The organism is Paraburkholderia sp. PGU19, assembly GCF_013426915.1.
In the GTDB taxonomy this organism is placed as follows: Bacteria; Pseudomonadota; Gammaproteobacteria; order Burkholderiales; family Burkholderiaceae; genus Paraburkholderia.
Window position 1 is genome coordinate 542,631 of the sequence record NZ_AP023180.1, and the last position, 19,703, is coordinate 562,333.

At 64.0% G+C, this 19,703-nt stretch carries 12 protein-coding genes; 10 read left to right on the forward strand and 2 right to left on the reverse strand.

The window, feature by feature from the left end; all coding sequences use genetic code 11:
* Positions 1–9: 9 nt before the first annotated feature.
* Entirely contained in the window at positions 10–828 is an 819-nt protein-coding gene (locus H1204_RS20060; protein ID WP_180732404.1) for an alpha/beta hydrolase, read from the reverse strand.
* A gap of 263 nt (positions 829–1,091) precedes the next feature.
* Positions 1,092–1,490 (reverse strand): hypothetical protein, encoded by a 399-nt coding sequence (locus H1204_RS20065; RefSeq protein ID WP_180733241.1) that lies wholly within the window; start codon positions 1,488–1,490, stop codon positions 1,092–1,094.
* Positions 1,491–1,828: 338 nt separating this feature from the next.
* Between H1204_RS20065 and bcsD the strand changes: the two genes are divergently transcribed.
* The 10 genes from bcsD to H1204_RS20115 all read left to right on the forward strand — a co-directional run bounded on the left by bcsD (position 1,829) and on the right by H1204_RS20115 (position 19,027).
* The gene (gene bcsD, locus H1204_RS20070; protein WP_180732405.1) at positions 1,829–2,293 is read left to right on the forward strand and encodes a cellulose biosynthesis protein BcsD; all 465 of its coding nucleotides are present in this window, start codon (positions 1,829–1,831) and stop codon (positions 2,291–2,293) included.
* Between the two features lie 104 nt (positions 2,294–2,397).
* Positions 2,398–3,249, forward strand: coding sequence for a cellulose biosynthesis protein BcsP (bcsP, locus tag H1204_RS20075; protein WP_180732406.1), 852 nt, complete (start codon positions 2,398–2,400; stop codon positions 3,247–3,249).
* Positions 3,246–4,034 carry a cellulose biosynthesis protein BcsQ gene (gene bcsQ / locus H1204_RS20080; RefSeq protein ID WP_180732407.1) on the forward strand — a complete coding sequence of 263 codons (789 nt, stop codon included), beginning with the start codon at positions 3,246–3,248 and terminating at the stop codon, positions 4,032–4,034. The genes bcsP and bcsQ overlap by 4 nt, the downstream gene beginning before the upstream one ends.
* Complete coding sequence (bcsA, locus tag H1204_RS20085) at positions 4,031–6,262, forward strand: UDP-forming cellulose synthase catalytic subunit (protein ID WP_180732408.1); 2,232 nt, start codon at positions 4,031–4,033, stop codon at positions 6,260–6,262. Before bcsQ ends, bcsA begins: the two co-directional genes overlap by 4 nt.
* Before the next feature lie 3 nt (positions 6,263–6,265).
* On the forward strand, positions 6,266–8,830 hold the full coding sequence (gene bcsB, locus H1204_RS20090) for a cellulose biosynthesis cyclic di-GMP-binding regulatory protein BcsB (protein WP_180732409.1): 2,565 nt from the start codon (positions 6,266–6,268) through the stop codon (positions 8,828–8,830).
* Between the two features lie 58 nt (positions 8,831–8,888).
* Positions 8,889–10,052 carry a cellulose synthase complex periplasmic endoglucanase BcsZ gene (gene bcsZ / locus H1204_RS20095; protein ID WP_243468774.1) on the forward strand — a complete coding sequence of 388 codons (1,164 nt, stop codon included), beginning with the start codon at positions 8,889–8,891 and terminating at the stop codon, positions 10,050–10,052.
* Positions 10,025–14,743: a cellulose synthase subunit BcsC-related outer membrane protein gene (locus tag H1204_RS20100; protein WP_180732411.1), complete on the forward strand. Its 4,719-nt coding sequence runs from the start codon at positions 10,025–10,027 to the stop codon at positions 14,741–14,743. The genes bcsZ and H1204_RS20100 overlap by 28 nt, the downstream gene beginning before the upstream one ends.
* Before the next feature lie 304 nt (positions 14,744–15,047).
* Complete coding sequence (locus H1204_RS20105; protein ID WP_180732412.1) at positions 15,048–15,503, forward strand: (2Fe-2S)-binding protein; 456 nt, start codon at positions 15,048–15,050, stop codon at positions 15,501–15,503.
* Position 15,504: 1 nt separating this feature from the next.
* A complete protein-coding gene (locus tag H1204_RS20110; RefSeq protein ID WP_180732413.1) occupies positions 15,505–17,745 on the forward strand; it encodes a xanthine dehydrogenase family protein molybdopterin-binding subunit in 2,241 nt (746 codons plus the stop codon).
* Positions 17,746–17,755: 10 nt separating this feature from the next.
* On the forward strand, positions 17,756–19,027 hold the full coding sequence (locus H1204_RS20115) for a cytochrome c (RefSeq protein WP_180732414.1): 1,272 nt from the start codon (positions 17,756–17,758) through the stop codon (positions 19,025–19,027).
* The last annotated feature ends 676 nt before the right edge of the window (positions 19,028–19,703 follow it).

A 19,703-nucleotide genomic window follows, 5' to 3' on the forward strand; every position in this document is an offset into this window, starting at 1 on the left:
CGCTGACGCTCAGTCTATCCACCGCAACACGGCGGCGACGATCGCTTCTGGCGCGTCTTCCTGCATCAGATGTCCGGCGTTCTGCACGGGCTGAAAACGCGCGTCCGGGATCATGCGGGCCAGATGCCGCCCGCGTTCGATGGGAATCCACTGATCGTCTTCGCCCCACAGAATCTGCGTGCGGCAGCGTATCTGCGGATAGCGCGCTTCGACCTCGTCGGTGTAGCGCTGGTCCATCTGCGCGATCTGTCGGTAGAACGCCGGCTGTCCCACGTCGCCGAGCCACGGCGTGACGTAGGGCGCAAGCTCGTCGTCGGTGAGGGTCCTTGCGACCGCGCCGCGTATGTACGCGTTGACGACGGCTTCATGGATATACGCGGGCAGACCGGCAAAAGCCGCCGCATGCTCGCGCACATGCCGCACGAACGGCGAACCCCACGGCGCGACCGCGACGGGATCGATCAGCGTGAGGCTTCTATAGTCGCAACCGTCGATCAGATGCGCGCGCAATGCCGTCGCCCCGCCGAAGTCATGAGCGACGACATCGGGCGCATCGAGTCCCCAATGTTCCAGCAGTGCAGCAAGCAAGCCGTTCTGCACGCCGAGCGACACATCCCCGCCTTCGCGCTTCTCCGATTGTCCATAACCGAGCAGGTCGTACACATGAACCTTGCGGTCATGTGCGAGATACGGCGCGATCCGGTGCCATACCCATGATGAAAACGGCGTGCCATGTATCAGCACGATGGGCGGCCCATCGCCGAAGACCCGATAACGAACGGATTGATCACGATACGTGAACTGTTGATCGAGCGTCCAGTGTGTCATGCGTGTTCAACTCCGTTCGACATGCTTGCGAGTGTGGCTCGTTTTTGAGTCGATAAGGCCAGGCGTGCGCTGCAGCGTATTCTGTGCTCCCGCAGAATCTCACCTGGGCGACTCTGCAATATGCCGGAAGTCATCCAGGCGCACTGCATGTCGCATTTCATCGCACCTGAAGCCGACTATGCAAAGGTGAGGGAATGCAGGAGCCGATGCCGGTTTCCGTTTCTCATACATCGACTCAAATGCGAAACAAACGAGTCGATTAATCAACCCGCTTCAAGCGATTTCAATATCGGCGCGATTTGTCCGTGCGCATGCAAAATGTCGGGACTATTCTGCAAAATTTGCCGATAACGCGGCAGGAAAATATTGCCTGGTAAGTCTTCCGAGAAAAGACCGACAACAGATTCAACCGCGCCAATACGATCGGCACTGGTTGCTTCATCGTCATCGAGAATCTCGTCGACATTCGCGATCATCACCGACAACGGATTGAGCCAGCGAAAGCCCGATCCATTGATCAGTACCTGCAGGAACGCGGCAGGCGTGACAGTGCCAAACTCCTTCTCATACAAGGCGCGCTCGTGATCGAGGATCGTCTTATGCAGCACGAGTAGCGGCTTGCGAATCTCGCCAAGAAACTGAATGGCGCGCTCGTCGTTGATCTTCATCGTTTGACTCCGGAAGCAGTAATGCATTGAAAGATACGTGAAGCTGGCTTGCATGTATGAGATGGAAGAAAATGCGCATTTCGAATGAAACATTTCAATGAACTACCCAGAGCCGAAACGAAAGAGCAAGCGCAAAATAATCGTTTCGTCGTCTGCCTTCCACATCAGAAACCATGCCGGTTGCTTTTTTATAGGCAACTGAACGATGCTATGCTGGCGACGCCCATTATGACGATTCGCTGAACATAGCAATCTCTCTGCATGACGGTGTCCGATACTGGAAGCAGTGCCTTCCGGGCAAACCCTACGCACCTGTCATCAACCTCTCGGACATGCAAGACGAACACACGGCCACCTTGCTCGACTATTACACGCGACATCAGACTTCCGTGCAATGGCGCGGCTTTCTGACCGCACTCGCCGAAGAGTTCGAGACGCAGATTGATACATCACAGTTGCGCATGCTGATGTCCCGCATCGGCGCACGCTTTGCTGCAAAGCACCCGGCGGGCGAGTGCACGACGCTGGACGACCTCGCTGCGTTTCTCAACAGCATCTGGTCCGCACTCGACTGGGGTTTCGTTCGTCTTGCAGAGCGGGACGACTATCTGTCCATCGAACATTGCTGCGCGCCGCTTGCCGCATTCGGCGAACGGGCCGCACCGTGGGCTTCCGCTTTTCTCGAAGGCGCGTATCAGCACTGGCTGCACGAACTGGGCGCAGGCTCGCTGGCACTACAGGAATATCAAAGCGCCGAAGCGCACACATACGAATTCAGACTGTTGAAAGCGCCCTGACTAAACTTGACCCCAACGACGACGTTAACCAAATAGTGAAACAGTGGACGGACAGCTAGCGCTGTCGCAGTAAAGGAATGCGCAGGACAAGCAGAGGAAACATCATGAGCGTTTCAGACGACGTCGGTAATCTGTTCCGGCGCTTCGGTGGCGACGCCGGGCAATATCAGGAGGTGACGCGTGACGACGACGCGAAGCATGCCGCGCTGCGCTGGCCATTGCTGAACGCGCTCGACATCGCGCACACCCAGCCCTTGCCGGACGCGGGCCGTCCCGCGTCGCCGGCGGCACGCGTCGAGCCGGCGCCACAGGCGTCGCGCCCACTCGCGGCGCAACAGGCAGACACGGTCGCTACGCCCGCCGGCTCCGAATCCACTGGACCGGCGCGCCCGCCGCTGTTCGCGCGCGGCCATCGCCACGCGTCGATGCCGCCGCCCGTCGCGCCCGCGCAAGTGGGCGCAAATCGCTTCAGCCCGCCGCCCACCGTCGCGGCTGCTGCGGATCGCACGCATGCCGCAGCCAATGCGCCGAGCATGTCGGCCGCGCCTGCTGCTCAAACACCCGCGTCCATCCCGCCTGCATCGACGGTTGCCGCAGCGCCTGCAACGCCCCCGGCTTCGCCGGCGTCGCGCGATGCCGCGCCGCAGCGCGAAGCACAACCCGTTCAGGCCGCCCCTTTTTTTGCACACGGCCAAACGTTTGCTTGTTCCCCATTTGAGAATCCCGCCGTGGAAGCCGCGCGGGCCAGGCCGCCGGCGACCGTACAGCAGCAGGGCGGTTCGATCCTCTCGGGGCTGTTCGGCGGCACGAAATCTTCGCAGCCAGAGGCGTCCGCCAAAGCACCGTCGAAAGACCTGTCGTCGCTCTTCGCCCGGCTGTCGCATGGATCGGCGGCGCCTGGCCGTTCACTGCGCGACACCTTCAGATCGCGCTTCAAGGCGGATGGTGGCGCATGAGAGTCGTTTCGGTTGTTTCGGCTAAGGGCGGTGTCGGCAAGACGACGCTCGCCGCGAATCTCGCCTCGGTGCTGGGCTCGAACGGACGTCGTGTGATCGCCGTCGACTTCGATCCGCAAAACGCGCTGCGTCTGCACTTCGGCATTCCCATCGACAACTATGACGGCGTCTCCCGCGCGACCCTCGCGGGCGCATCGTGGCGCACGGTGATGTTCGACGGCATCGACGGCATTACGGCGCTGCCGCATGGCGCACTGAACGAAGACGACAGGCGCGTGTTCGAAGCGCAGATCGACGCCGATCCGTATCTGATCCGCGTATCGCTCGAAGCGCTCGCGCTCGATGCCGACGACATCGTGCTGATCGACACGCCACCGGGCGCGACCGCCTACACGCGTGCCGCGCTGGTCGCCGCGGACTTCGTGCTGAACGTCGTGATCGCGGATGCCGCTTCCTATGCGGCGATTCCGCAGATGGAGCGGCTGATCCAGACTTACGCGTTGCCGCGTCAGGACTTCATCGGCTATGGCTACGTGATCAACCAGGTCGACCAGAGCCGCAGTCTCACGAAAGACGTCGTCAAGGTGTTGCGCGATGCGCTCGACGATCATCTGTTCCCCGGCGTGATCCATCTCGACCAGGGCGTGAGCGAATCGCTTGCGTACGACACGACCGTGATCCACTACGATCCGCACAGCCAGGCGGCCGCCGATCTGCGCGCATGCAGCGACTGGCTGGGCACGCGCCTGAACGGCCAGGCCCGGCTGCCGAGGAACGTCGCATGAGCACCGCACCCGAAGACATTCTCGACGCCGCCGACAACGCGGCGCCGCGCCGCTCGCGTTTCGATCGCCTTGCCTCGCATCTGATCGACGGACGCATTCTGGGCAGCAAGCCCGTTACGATCCTGCTCGTACTGTTCGCGCTGGCGGCGCTGTTCTTCGTGTTCACGGTGCCGCTCGCGTTCGGCGAGCAACTCACCTTTGCGATCTGCTGCTTCGTCTGCGCGCTGCTGTTTCGCCGCGCGCAAGGACACTACGCGACGCTCGTGATGATCATGCTGTCGGTGATCGCGACTGGCCGCTATATGTACTGGCGTCTGACGGAGACGACATACTGGGAACGGCCGCTTGACGCCGTATGGGGTCTGCTGCTGGTGTCGGCGGAAGTGTATGCGGCGCTCGTGCTGATGCTCGGATACTTCCAGACCGCGTGGCCGCTCAGGCGCAAGCCGATGCCGCTGCCTGTGCATCGCAGCGCCTGGCCGACCGTCGATATTTTCATTCCCACTTATAACGAGCCGTTGTCGGTGGTGAAGCCGACCATCTACGCGGCGATCGCGCTCGACTATCCGAAAGACAAACTGTCCATTCACGTGCTCGACGACGGTCGCCGCCCCGAGTTCAAGGCGTTTTGTGAGGAAGTGGGCGTCGCGTGGACGATCCGCTCGCACAATCGCCACGCGAAGGCGGGCAACATCAATGAGGCATTGAAGATCACCGACGGCGAATACTTCGCGATCTTCGACTGCGATCACATCCCCACACGCTCGTTCCTGCAAGTGGGCTTAGGCTGGTTCCTGCGCGACAAGAAACTGTCGATGCTGCAGACGCCGCACCATTTCTTCTCCGCCGATCCGTTCGAGAAGAACCTCGGCACGTTCCGCAAGGTGCCGAACGAAGGCGAGCTGTTCTACGGTCTCGTGCAGGACGGCAACGACCTGTGGAACGCAACGTTCTTCTGCGGCTCGTGCGCGCTCTTGCGCCGCACGATGGTGGAGGAGATCGGCGGCATCGCTGTCGAGACCGTGACGGAAGATGCGCACACGGCGCTCAAGCTGCACCGCCGCGGCTACACGACCGCGTATCTGTCGATCCCGCAGGCAGCGGGTCTCGCGACGGAAAGTCTCGGCGGCCACATCGGCCAGCGTATCCGCTGGGCGCGCGGCATGACGCAGATTTTCCGCATCGACAATCCACTGACGGGACGTGGCCTGTCGTTCGGCCAGCGGCTGTGCTATCTGAACGCGATGATGCACTTCTTCTACGGCATCCCGCGTCTGGTGTTCCTCACCGCGCCGCTCTCGTTTTTGTTCTTCAACGCGCACATCATCCAGGCGGCGGCGGGCACGATCGCGATCTTCGCGCTGCCGCACATGTTCCACGCGAACATCACGAACTCGCGGATGCAGCAGAAGTTCCGCCACTCGTTCTGGTCCGAAGTCTATGAATCGGTGCTCGCGTCGTACATCACGGCGCCGACGCTGCTCGCGCTGATCAACCCGAAGCTCGGCAAGTTCAACGTGACGGCGAAGGGCGGCCGCATCGACGAGCAATACTTCGACTGGGGCATTTCGCGCCCATACCTGATTCTGCTGGCGCTGAACCTGCTCGGCTTTATCGCCGGCTGCGTGCATATCGCGCTCAATTCCAGTTCGCACAGTGAAGTGCAGACGACGGTGCTGAACCTCGCGTGGACGGGCTACAACATGCTGATCCTCGGCGCGAGCGTCGCGGCGGCGCGCGAGCAGCGCCAGGTGCGCTCGACGCATCGCGTGGCGATGCGCATTCCGGCATCGCTGCGCTTTTCGACGGGCCGCACGCTGGTGTGCGAAACCGTCGATTACGCGGAAGGCGGCGTCGCGCTGCAACTGCCTGCCGCGATCCAGGTGCCGTTGCACGAGAGCGTGGTCGTGTCGCTGTTTCGCGGCCACGAAGAGTTCGTGTTTCCCGCCGACGTCACGTATTCGGTACCGGGCCGCGTCGGCCTGAAGTTCGCGCCGATGACGCGCGAGCAGGAACTCGACTTCGTGCAGAGCACGTTCGCGCGCGCCGACGCCTGGACCGGCTGGGCGGAAGGACGCGAAGTCGACACGCCGCTCAGAAGCCTGTCGCACGTGATGCGGGTTGGCGTCGGCGGTATCGGCGGGCTGTTCGAACATCTGTACGCCGACCTGCGCACATGGAGCGGTAGACGCAAGACGGCAGTAAACGACACGAAGAATGGAAAATAACGCATGGGGATCTTGCGATACGACGCCGCTCGTTCAGCGGCGAAGCGGGCGGTTTTGCGTCAAACCGTGCGTTCGATGACGCGCAACGGCATGCGCTTGCCGCTGCGCGCGGCGCTGACGGCGCTACTGTTTGCCATGACGCTGCCGACCGCGCAGGCAGCATCTGATGCCGCGCCAGTCGCCTCACCGGGTGCGATTCCCGCCACGCGCGCCGAACTCGCGGCGAAGCCGGGAACGACGCCCAGCACCACGCCGCTCGTGCCGTCCGCGCCCGCCAGCAACAGCTTGCCGCCGCTGCCGTCCGCGAAGCCCGTCGATCCGCGCGCGGGGCAACAGCCCGCATTCGCCGAGCCGGCGCCGCAACCCTTCGCTGTCGTGCGCGGCGGCCGCGACACGATGCCGACCACGGCCGACAACGGCACGGCCGTATCGGGTGGACGCCGTCAGACCTTCACGTTCGCGCAGCTGGGCGCGCTCGATCCGCTGCAACTGCGCGGCGTCGACGGCCAGAACGGCGTGCCGTTCTCGGTACGCGCCGATGAAGTCGTGACGGGCGCGAACCTGCATCTGATCTATAGCTATTCGCCGTCGCTGCTGTCGAACCTGTCGCATCTGAAAGTGCTCGTGAACGGCGAAGTCGCCGCGACGCTGCCGTTGCCGCGCGAGCAGGCGGGCACGCTGCTCGCGCGTGACATTCCGCTCGAACCGCGCCTGATCACCGAGTTCAATCACCTGAACGTCCAGTTGATCGGCCATTACACGCAGGGCTGTGAAGATCCGGCGAGCAGCGCGCTATGGGCGACCGTCAGCAACGCGAGCACGCTCGATCTCACGTTCGCGTCGCTTGCAGCCAAGCCGGATCTCGGCGCACTGCCGCTGCCTTTCTTCGACCGGCGTGACATCCGCCGCCTGGAGTTGCCATTCGTATTCGCCGCGAAGCCGTCGCCGCAAGCGCTCGAAGCGGCGGGCGCGGTCGCGTCGTGGTTCGGCTCGCTGGCTGGCTATCGCGGCGCGCTGTTTCCCGCGCAACTCGACAACGCGCCGCTGTCGGGCAATGCCGTTGTGTTCGCGACCAACGACGAACGGCCCGTGGGCGTCACGCTGCCCACCATCGACGGCCCGATGCTTGCCGTCGTCGATCGCGAAGCGCCCGCGCACGGCAAGCTGCTGCTCGTGCTGGGCCGCGATGCGCGCGAGCTGAAGATCGCCGCGAACGCGCTGTCGCTCGGCGAGGCGGCGCTGTCGGGCACGGTGCAGACCATCACGCACGTCGACGCGCCGCGCGCGCGTCAGCCGTACGACGCGCCAGGCTGGCTGCCGACCGATCGCCCCGTGCGCTTCGGCGAACTGGCCGTGCCGAAGGATCTGTCCGTGCGCGGCTATAACGGCGACGTCGTGCGCGTGGATCTGCGCGTCGCGCCCGATCTGTTCACGTGGCGCACCAAGGGCGTGCCTATCGACCTGCGCTATCGCTTCACCGTGCGCCCCGCGCCGGACCGTTCGACGCTCAACATCAGCGTCAACAACAACTTCGTGCAGGCGTTGCGCATTCCCGCGCAGTCGTCGTCGATGCTCGATCTCGGCCGCTATCTGAACCGGATGCTGCCGGATCACACGGCGCCCGCGTCGAAAGAGATCTACATTCCGCCGCATCTGCTTGCGTCGCAGGCGCAGTTGCGCTTCCACTTCTACTACGACATGCCGAAGACGGGCGAATGCCAGGGGCAGGTGCTCGACAACGTGCGCGGCGAGATCGATCCCGATTCGACCATCGATCTGTCATCGTTCCCGCACTACATGGCGCTGCCCGATCTGGCCGCGTTCGCGAACAGCGGCTGGCCGTTCACGAAGCTCGCCGACCTGTCGCAGACGGCCGTGATCCTGCCCGTCAACGCGAACCCGAGCGACTACAGCCTGTATCTGACGGTGATGGGCCGTATGGGCGCGTCGACGGCGTATCCCGTCACAGCCGTGACCGTCGCGACGGCCGCCGACGTACAGCGTCTCGCCGACAAGGACCTGCTCATGATCGGCGCGCCCGGCCAGCAGCCTTTGCTGGCGACATGGGAAAAGGACATGCCGTTCTCCACCGCCGACGACTCGCGCCGCATGCAGTTCTCGAACGTGTCGTTCCGCATCGCCAACTGGTGGCACGGCGATCGGGGCGGCGTACGTACGGCGGGGCGCGCGGATCTGTCGCTGGTGAATTCGTCGGGCGACGCGATCATCACCGGCTTCCAGTCGCCGCTCGAAAAAGGCCGTAGCGTGGTCGCGCTGATCTCGGCGCCCGGGCAGTCGGAAACCGATCTCACCAACGCGATGCTCGACGCCGATCTCGTCCAGTCGATCCAGGGCGGTTTGACCGTGGTGCGCGGCAGAACGCTCGAAGTGGTGTCGAACGGCGACGTGTATTACGTCGGCCATCTGTCGCCCATCGAGTACATGCGCTGGGCGTTGTCCGTGCATCCGCTGCTGTTGCTGCTCTCCGGGCTGATCGCGGCGTTGATCATCGCTGCCGTGTTTTACCGGCTGTTGCGCGCGGTCGCTGCGCGCCGGCTGAAGGACTGACATGCGGGCGTCGTTTTTCTCACGCCCGTTGCACGCCGTGCTCGCGTGCGCGGGTGTCATGGTTGGCATCACGGGGCACGCGCACGCCGCGACGTGCGACGACTGGTCAGCGTATCGCGCGTTCGTGTCGCGCTTCGTGCAGCAGGACGGACGCGTCGTCGATTTTTCGACGCCCACGCAGCAGACCACGTCCGAAGGCCAGTCGTACGGCATGTTCTTCGCGCTCGTCGCGAACGACCGCGCGACCTTCGAGCGCGTGTTGCGCTGGACGCGCGCGAATTTATCGGCGGGACGTTTCGACGGGGACGACGTGAAGCTGCCTTCGTGGCAGTGGGGCAAGAAGCCGGATGGCGCGTATGGCGTGCTCGACCCGAACTCGGCGGCGGACTCGGACTTGTGGATCGCCTACGATCTGTTCGAGGCGGGGCGTCTGTGGCATGAGCCGGCGTACACGAAGCTCGCCTATGCGCTCGTCACGCAGATCGAGAAGCAGGAAGTCGCCGATCTGCGCGGCCTCGGACCGATGCTGCTGCCTGGTCCGCAGGGCTTCCGCAACGGCGGCACGACGCGGCTGAATCCGAGTTATCTGCCGTTGCCACTGCTGCGCGCGCTCGCCGCGCAATCGCCGAACGGACCGTGGGCGCGCGTCGCGGACAATGCGTTCAAGCTCATCAAGACGACTGCGCCGCTCGGCTTCGCGCCGGACTGGGCGGCTTATCGTGACGGCCAGCGTGACGGGCAGTTCATCGTCGATCCGCAAAAGGGCGACGTGGGCAGCTACGATGCGATCCGCGTCTATCTGTGGGCAGGGCTGACTGCACCCGCCGATCCCCTCGCGAAGCCGTGGCTCGCCGCATTGCACGGCATGCGCGACAGGATCGCGCAGACGGGCGTGCCGCCCGAGAAAGTCGCGACGACCACGGGCAACGCGAGCGGCGAAGGCCCGATCGGTTTCTGGGGCGCGCTGCTGCCGTATTTCCGCGCGCTCGGCGACACGCGCGCAGCGGGCCTCGCGCAAACGCATCTGGCGTCGCTGGCCACGCCTACACCTACACCCGCACTGGGCGCAGGCCAGGCCACTCAAAACCAGCCTGTCTATTACGACGAGGTGTTGATGCTCTTCGGTACAGGGTCCGCAGACGGCCGCTACCGCTTCGATGAAAACGGCCGTCTCGTGCCCCGTTGGGAGAACTCATGCCAATCCGCCAACGCGCGCTCGTAATCGGCGTCGCGCTCACGCTCGGCGCGGGCGCGGCGGCGTCGGCATTCGCGCAGGCGCAGCCGAACGATCCGATGAGCGTCCTGATTGATCAGGGCAAGTATTGGCAGTCGCACAAGCGCGGCGATCTCGCCGAGCAGGCGTGGCTGAAGGTCTTGCGCATCGATCCGAAGCAGCCCGACGCGCTGTACGGAATGGGCATCGTGATGTCCGACCGCAAGGACGGCGCGGGTGCGCAGCAGTATCTCGCGCGCTTGCGCCAGGCCGCGCCGAACTATCCGAACATCGACGAACTCGCGCGGCGTCTCGGTCAATCGAGCCCGACCGACCAGGCCGTCAACGACGCGCGGCGTCTCGCCCAGGCCGGGCAGCAGGCATCGGCGGCGCAGGCGTACCGTCAGGCGCTCGGCTCGAAGCCGGCCAATCCGCAGCTCGCATTGGAGTACTACCAGACGCTCGGTTCGTCGCCGCAAGGCTGGGAAGAGGCTCGTCGCGGGCTCGAGCAACTGGCGCGCGAGCATCCCGACGATCCGCGCTTCGCGCTCGCCTATGCGCAGCATCTGACCTATCGCGAAGCGAATCGGCGCGAGGGCATCGCGCAGCTTGCGCAGTTATCGAAGGATTCCGTGGTCGGCGCGCAGGCGAAGGCGGCCTGGCGCCAGGCGCTGTTGTGGCTCGGCGTGCGCGCATCCGACGCACCGCTCTTTCAGGCGTATCTGTCTGCCGTCCCCGACGATGCCGCCGTCAAGGCACGCGCCGATTCGATTGCGGAACAAGACCGGCGCGCCAGCGAGCGCGCGCAACAGAACGCGGGCGCCGACGCGCGCGGCCGCACGATCGCCGAAGGCTTCGCGGCGCTCGATCGCGGCGACCTCGTGACGGCGAAGGCGCGCTTCACGTCGGTGCTCGCCAGTGCGCCGAACGATGGCGACGCGCTCGGCGGCATGGGCGTTGCGCTGCTCAAGCAGGAGCAATTCGCGCAGGCGCGCGAGTACCTGCTGCGCGCATCGCAGGCAGGCGGCGCGGCGCGCTGGCGCGAGGCGCTCAATAGCGCGACCTACTGGATGTACACGAGCGAAGGTCTCGGCGAGCAGAGCAACGGCAATCTCGCGCAAGCGAAGGCGTCGTTCGAGAAAGCGATTGCCGTGAGTCCCGGCGACGTCACGGCACAAAGCGCGCTCGGCGATCTGCTGATGCAAAGCGGCGACCCGCGCGGCGCGGAAGCGGCGTTCCGCATGGCGTTGCGCCGCCAGGCCGACAATCCCGATGCGATCCGTGGCCTCGTCGGCGCGCTCGCCGCGCAGGGACGCGGCGACGAGGCGCTCAGCTTCGCGAACCAGTTGACGGACGAGCAGCGCAAGAAAGTGGGCGGCGCGGACCGTCTGCGCGGCGAGGCGCAAGCGGCGCAGGCGCGTGCCGCCGAAGCGCGCGGCGATCTCGGCAATGCGCGCAGCCTGTTCGAAGACGCGCTGCTGAGCAATCCCGACGATCCATGGCTGAGGCTCGACCTCGCGCGCATCTACGCGAAGCAGGGCGCGTATGCGAATGCGAAAAGCATCATGGATGGCCTGATCGCGCTGCATCCGGACATGCCCGACGCGTTCTATGCGAGCGCGCTGCTCGCGGCGGATATGCAGGACTGGCGTTACGGTCTGTCGCAACTCGAACGCATTCCGCTCAACAAACGCACCGATGCGATGGCGGTGTTGCAGCATCGGCTGTGGGTTCATCAGCAGTGCGACGAAGCCGTGGCGCTCGCGAAGAGCGGGCGCGTCGCGCAGGCGCGCGGATTGCTGCAGAACGCGGAACCCGTGGCAGGCACGAACGCCGAACTGATCGGCGCGATCGCGTCGGCCTACGTGAATACGGGCGACACGCCGCGCGCGCTGATGATGGTGCGCCGCGCCGTCGCGCGTGCGCCGAACGATCCGGGGCTGCTGCTCTCCGACGCGGGCATTCTGCTGAACGCGGGCCAGGACATCGAGCTGGGCGAGGTGATGCGGCGGCTCGCATCGATGCAGCTGACGGGCCAGCAGCGCAGCGACTTCGAGAAGATCAACGTGGCGATCGTCGTGCGCCGCACGGATGCGCTGCGTCAGGCGAACGACCTGGCGAGCGCGTACGACGTGCTGTCGCCGTGGCTTGCCGCGCGGCCGAATGATCCCGACATTCTGGCGGCGCTCGCGCGTCTGTACACCGCGAACAACGACAACGCGAATGCGCTCGCGACGTATCGCCTAGCGCTCGCACAGAATCCGACCGACATGGGCTTGTTGCTCAACGCGGCGGGTGCGGCGACGCAGATCCGCAAGTTCGACTTCGCCGAATCGACGTTGACGCAGGCGTTGCGCATCGCGCCGAACAACCCGGATGCGCTCGCCGCGATGGGGCGCATGTATCGTGCGCAGGGCAGGAACAGTCTGGCCGCGCAGTATTTCCAGCGTGCGCTGATTGCGCAGAACGCACCGCTTGCGCGTCCCGGCGCGACGGCGGAGGGCGCCAATGGTCAGCCTGTGCCGCGCGGCTGGGATGTGCCGTTGCGCCCGAGAGGGCCGATTCCGTTGCCTGGCACGAATCCTTTTGCGAACCGGGCGTCGGCGGATGCGTCGAACAGTGTGCCGTTCCCGGCGCAGAATACCGGTCTCACGACCCAACCGTCTCCGATGCCAGCCATGCCTGCCTATATTCCGCCGACGCAGCCGGTAACCGCGCCGTATGCGCCGTACGTCGCGCCGCAGCCGCAGCCGGCCTCGCAGATCAACTCGCTGGAAATGCTCGCGCCGCAAGCCGCGGTGATGGGCAGCGGAACGCCGGACGCGGACGGCTACGGCCCCGATCAATATGGCTCGTCGCAGTCGGGCGGCGGGCTCGCGCCGGGACAGGCGTATCCGGCGCAGGGCTATGCGCAGCAGGACACGTATGCGCTGCCGGCGCAAACGTACCAGCAGCCTTATCCGCAGCAATATCAGCAACCGGTGTACGCGCAACCGGCTGACATCAGCACACCGTGGCCGATGTCGCCTCAGTCGCAGGCCGCCGCGCAGGCGGCGACACAGGGAATGAACACGCAGCCGGCTTCGAAGAAGCGGACGACGAAGAACGCGCGTACGTCGAACAACAATGCGGCGTATGCGCAGCAGAACGGCGGTTATCAGCAGGGCGGCTATTCGCAGGGCGGCGCTCCGCAACAGGGTTACGCGCAACCTTATCCGCAGCAACAGGCTTATCCGCAGCAACCGTATCCACAACAGCCGTATTCGCAGCAGCGCACTTACGCGCAGCAGCCGTACCCGCAGCAGGCGTATCAGCAGCCTTACCAGCCGCAACCGCCGCAGCAGCCGTATGCGCAGCAGGGCTATACGAATCAGGGCTACGGACTCGTGCCCTACGTCCCGCAACCGCCCGCGCCTTATCCGACGCGCACCACGCAGATGCAGGACCAGCAGAACCGGCAATATCCGCAGCCGGCGCAGCCGCAGCCGCTGACCGTCGAGGAAGAACTCGCGCAGATCAACCGCGAACAGACCAGCACGGTGAGCGGCGGCATCCAGTTCCGCAATCGCGACGGCGAAAACGGCCTGTCGAACCTGACCGATATCGAAGCGCCAGTGCAAGGCCGCATCCGCGCGGGCGACGGTCACGTGACCATCGAGGTCACGCCCGTCACGCTCGATGCGGGCACGCCGAGCAACAGCGTGAGTACGCTGTCGCGTTTCGGTTCGGCCCAGGCTTTCGGCACCAGCACGGTGCTGCCCGGCTCGCAGACGGCGAGCGGCGTCGGCGCGGATGTCGGCTATGAGTGGCGCGGACTGAAGGCCGATATCGGGGCGACGCCGTGGGGCTTCCGCGAGCAGAACATCGTGGGTGGACTGCAGTATCGCGGCAGCATCACCGACAAGGTGTCGTACAAGCTGACGGGCGCGCGCCGCGCGGTCACCGACAGTCTCGTGTCCTACGCGGGCGCGCACGATACGGCGACGGGCCTCGACTGGGGTGGCGTGACGTCGAATGGGTTGCGTGGCGACGTCGGCTGGGACGATGGTACGAATGGCCTTTATGCGAATGCGTCATGGGACTATCTGACGGGCCGTAACGTCGCGTCGAACAATGCCGTGAAAGGCGGTGGCGGCGTCTATACGCGGCTCGTGAAAGACGCGGACCAGACGCTGACCGTCGGCGTCAATGCGACGCTGATGCACTATGACAAGAACCTCTCGTACTTCACGTTCGGCCAGGGCGGATATTTCAGCCCGCAGCAATATGCGATTCTGAATCTGCCGATCGAGTACACGGGTCGCAACGGTCCATTCACCTACGATCTGAAAGCGTCGATCGGCGTACAGCATTATCGTCAGGATGCGTCCGACTACTTCCCGACGAACAGTACCTATCAAAGCGCGGCAGCCAACGCCGCCAAGGTGGCGAACGCGGCAGCGGGCTCGACGGTCGTCGATCCGGACGCCGTCTATCCTGGCCAAAGCAAGACAGGCGTGTCCTACTCGATCGATGCCGTCGGCGAATACCAGCTCGCGCCGCAACTCGCCGTGGGCGCGGCGGCGTCGTTCGGCAACGCGTATCAGTACCGCGAGTTCGTCGCGGCCGTCTACGTGCGATATGCATTCACGAAGCAGACGGGCCCGAGCATGTTCCCGCCGTCACCCGTCCGCTCGTCTTACCTTCCTTTGAACGATTGAGCGCGTTCTCTGAAGAAGCAACGCGGTGACCCGCGTTGCTTCTTTCCCCTCCTTGCAGCCAGCACGCGTGCGCCGTCCGCGATCGTCCCGGACGGCCGCCGGCACTTCGTACGCACGTTTTTTTACGTCCCACTACAATCAGTCGACCCGATCCCTGAATGTGCATGCGCAACAGATCGACGCAGTGCGTATGCACTCGTCGGCCTCGTGCGATTAGCGCGTCACGTCTAACAAAGCGCGGTTGTCGACCGGATTTTGTTGGCCGTCGGCGGATAAACAAAAACTCCCACTTACGGATACGCTCATGGCAACGCTGAACATCAACGGCCAGTCTCATACCATCGACGCGCCGCCCGACATGCCCGTGCTCTGGGTGCTGCGCGATATCGTCGGTCTCACCGGAACGAAATTCGGCTGCGGCATCGCGCAATGCGGCGCGTGCACCGTGCATCTGGATGGCGTTGCCGTGCGCTCGTGCGTGCTGCCCATTGCGGCCGTCGGCGACAAGAAGATCACGACGATCGAAGCCGTCGGCGACACGCCCGCGGGCAAGAAAGTGCAGGCGGCGTGGCGGCACCTGGACGTCGTGCAATGCGGCTACTGTCAGTCCGGACAGGTGATGCAGGCGGCTTCGCTGCTCGCGCAGAACCCGAACCCGAGCGATGCCGATATCGACGCGGCGATGGCGGGCAATATCTGCCGCTGCGGCACGTACAACCGCATCCGCGCTGCTGTGAAGCAGGCAGCGAAGGAGGCATGACATGTCGCAAGGATTGCTCGATGCACAAAACGGCAAGCCGCGCGACGACGATGCCACGCGAGTCACACGCCGTGCGTTTCTGAAATTCAGTGCGAGTGTCGCCGCGATGGCGGGCGGCGGCCTGATGCTCGGCTTCAGCATGCCTGCGCAAAGCCAGGGCGATGTGCGCAAGTCCGTGATCGGCGGCGATGGTGTCGAGACACCGCAAAGCGGCGTGCTCGCGCCGAACGCTTTCGTGCAGATCGACACGGCGGGCAAGGTCACGCTGATCATCCCGAAGGTCGAGATGGGGCAAGGCGTGTACACGTCGATCCCGATGCTGATTGCGGAAGAACTCGAAGTGCCGCTCGACAGCGTGACGATCGACCATGCGCCGCCCGACGAAACGCGCTTCACGGACCCGCTGCTCGGCGGCCAGCTGACGGGCGGCTCGACGTCGATCCGCTATGCATGGGAACCGATGCGACGCGCGGGCGCGACCACGCGCGTGCTGCTGATCAACGCGGCCGCGCAGCAGTGGCAGGTCGATCCTGCGTCGTGCCACGCGGAAAACGGTCAAGTCATTCATGCAGACACGAAGCGCAGCGTCGCCTACGGCCAACTCGTCGATGCCGCCGCGAAGCTGCCCGTGCCGCAGAACGTGCCGCTGAAGAATCCGAAAGATTTCAAGCTGATCGGCACGCAGGCGAAGCGTCTCGATTCGCCGGAGAAAGTGGACGGCAGCGCGGTGTTCGGCCTCGATGTGCGCTTGCCCGACATGGTCTACGCGGTCATCGTCAATTGCCCGGTGTTCGGCGGGACGCTCGCGAGCGTCGACGATACGGTTGCGAAGAAGATGCCCGGCGTGCGGCAGATCGTGAAGATCGACAACGGCGTTGCCGTGATCGGCGATCACACGTGGGCGGCGAAACGCGGCGCGTCGGCGTTGAAGATCACATGGAACGAAGGTGCGGGCGCAACCGTGTCGATGAAGACGATCGTCGACGACATGGAGAAGGCGTCGCAGAACAACGGTGCGGTCGCGCGCAAGGACGGCGACGTGAACAACGCGTTCTCGCAGGCGAAGACACGCATCGATGCGGTGTATCAGCAGCCGTTTCTCGCGCACGCAACGATGGAGCCGGTCAACTGTACGGTTCACGTGAAGCCCGATAGCTGCGAAATCTGGGTCGGCACGCAGGTGCCGACGCGGGCGCGCGATGCGGGCGCGAAGGTGACGGGGCTGTCGCCGGACAAGATCGTCGTTCACAACTTCCTGCTCGGCGGCGGCTTCGGACGCAGGCTCGAATTCGACATGGTCACGCAGGCAGTGAAAGTGGCAAAGCAGCTGAACGTGCCCGTGAAGGTGACGTGGACGCGCGAGGAAGACATCCAGCACGACATGTACCGCCCGTACTACTACGACAAGATTTCGGCGGGGCTCGACGCGAACGGCAAGCCGATTGCGTGGCAGCATCGCATTGTCGGCTCGTCGATTCTGGCGCGTTTCGCGCCGCCGGCCGTGAAGAACGGCGTCGATCCCGATGCCGTCGAAGTGGCTGCCGATCTGCCGTACGACCTGCCCAATCAGCTTATCGATTATGTGCGTCAGGAGCCGCATGCGATACCGACTGCGTTCTGGCGCGGCGTAGGTCCGACGCGCGGCACGTTCGTCGTCGAGAGTTTCATCGACGAACTCGCGGCGCAGACGAAGAACGATCCCGTCAAGTATCGGCGCGACCTGCTCGGCAAATCGCCGCGCGCGCTGAATGTGCTGAACGTCGCGACGCAGGCGGCCGGCTGGGGCAACGGCACGTTGCCGAAGGGCCAGGGGCGCGGGGTGTCGGTGATGCATGCGTTCGGCAGCTTCTTTTCGATGGTGGCCGACGTCACTGTCGATCAGGGCGAGGTGAGGGTGAATCGCGTGGTGTGCGCCGTCGATTGCGGGATGGTCGTCAACCCGAACACAGTGGAAGCGCAGATCCAGGGCGGCATTATCTTCGCGATCACGGCGGCGCTGTACAGCGAGATCACGATCGATCGCGGCCGCGTGCAGCAGAACAACTTCACTGATTACCGGATTCTGCGCATCAACGAAGCGCCGACCATTGAGGTGCATATCGTGAAGAGCAGCGAGGCGCCGGGCGGCATCGGCGAGCCGGGAACGGCAGCCGCGCAGCCCGCGATCGCCAACGCGATCTATGCGGCGACGGGCAAGCGGTTGCGGCAGTTGCCTGTTGGTAACCAGTTGATCAACGCGTAAGGGGCCGACGATGAAAACGACATTGAAGGCATTGGCGCTCGCTGCTGGATTTACCGCTTCATTCGCGCTCCCCACGTTGTCTCACGCGGCCGACGATGCGCTCGTCACACGTGGAGAATACCTGGCGAAGGCGGGCGACTGTATCGCGTGTCACTCTACGCCGCACGGCAAGCCATTCACTGGCGGGCTGAAAATGATGACGCCGATGGGCGCGATCTACTCGACTAACATTACGCCCGATCCGGAGACGGGCATTGGCCAGTACAGCGAGGACGACTTCAAGCGCGCGATGCGCGAGGGCGTCGCGAAGGATGGCCACAACCTGTATCCGGCGATGCCGTATCCGTCGTACGCGAAAGTCAATGACGACGACATGCATGCGCTTTACGCGTATTTCATGCATGGCGTGGCGCCCATCAAGCAGGCGAACCGCGAGCCGGACATCAAGTGGCCGCTGAACATGCGCTGGCCGCTGAAGTTCTGGAACATGGTCTTTCTGGAGAAGGGCGTGTACCGGGACAAGACGGGCAAGGATGTCGCGTGGAATCGCGGTGCGTATCTGATTCAGGGGCTTGGGCATTGTGGCTCGTGCCATACGCCGCGCGGCATTGCGTTTCAGGAGAAGGCACTCGATGAAAGCGGTGCTCTGTATCTGTCGGGCAGCCCGATCGACAACTGGTTTGCGTCGAATCTGACGGGTGAGCATAACGTTGGTCTGGGGCGGTGGTCCGAGGCGGATGTCGCGCAGTTTTTGAAGACGGGTGCGAATCAGCATGCGTCGGCGTTTGGTTCGATGACGGATGTCATCAACAACAGTACGCAGGCGCTGACGGATGTCGATGTTGCTGCGATGTCGCGGTATCTGAAGTCGCTGCCTGCGACAGGCGGCTCAGGCGGGCCGGTTTATGCGTATGACGCGAAGGCGACTAAGGTTTCGCTGACGCGGCCTGCTAATGATGCCGGTGCGCGGGTTTATACGGCGTTCTGCATGCATTGTCATGGGGTGGATGGGCGTGGGTTCGCGCCTATGCTGGCGCCGCTGGCCGGGAATCCTAATGTGCTCGAGAAGGACGCTTCTTCGTTGATCAATGTCACGCTTAATGGCACTGGCGATCTTGTGATTGGTGGGGTGCCTGCTGCTTATCCTATGCCCAGGTATGGGCCTGTGCTGAATGATCAGCAGATCGCTGATGTGCTTACTTTTGTTCGGGCTGGATGGAATAATGGCGCGCCTGCTGTCGGCGCGGGGGATGTGGCTAAGGTTCGGAAAGCTACGCAGTAAAGGGTTTTTTGTCTGCGACGCTGTTGTGGTTTGCGCTGTGTTTGCGCTGGCATCCGCGATTCGTTAGCGTGCTTCAAGCGTCGCCCCTGTGCGGGGCGGCACCTACTTTTCTTTGCCGCCTCAAAGAAAAGTAGGCAAAAGAAAGCGGCTCACACCGCCAGCTTTTGTTTTTGCCTGAGGGCCCCCAAAGGGTCTTACGCTTCACACGGCAACGGTTCTGTTGGCGCGTGTTGCCGACGCTTCGAATGAGCGCCTCACCCGCTTCAAACACTCGTACACGTGCGAGCGGCAGCGAATGGTTTGCGCCGCCCAGGTGGCAAACTGTATGTAGGTTGTCGTGTCGTATGCGTTAGCGCTCTTACAGGGTGGAACGCCTGCGCTATCGGTCCCGTGTGAGGCGTGTGGAGCACAAGAAACCGACACACGTTTTGCCACCTGGGCGGCGGTGGACTATCTGGCACGGCGTGCTGTAGTGAGGGTGTGTGAAGCGGGTGAGGCGCGTCGCATGAGCGTTGGCAACGAACGTCGGTCACGTGATTGCCGTGTGAAGCGTAAGAACCTTTGGGGCCCTCAGGCAGGAAGAAATGTTGGCGGTGTGAGCCGCTTTCTTTTGCCTACTTTTCTTTGCGGCGGCAAAGAAAAGTAGGTGCCGCCCCGCACAGGGGCGACGCGTGAA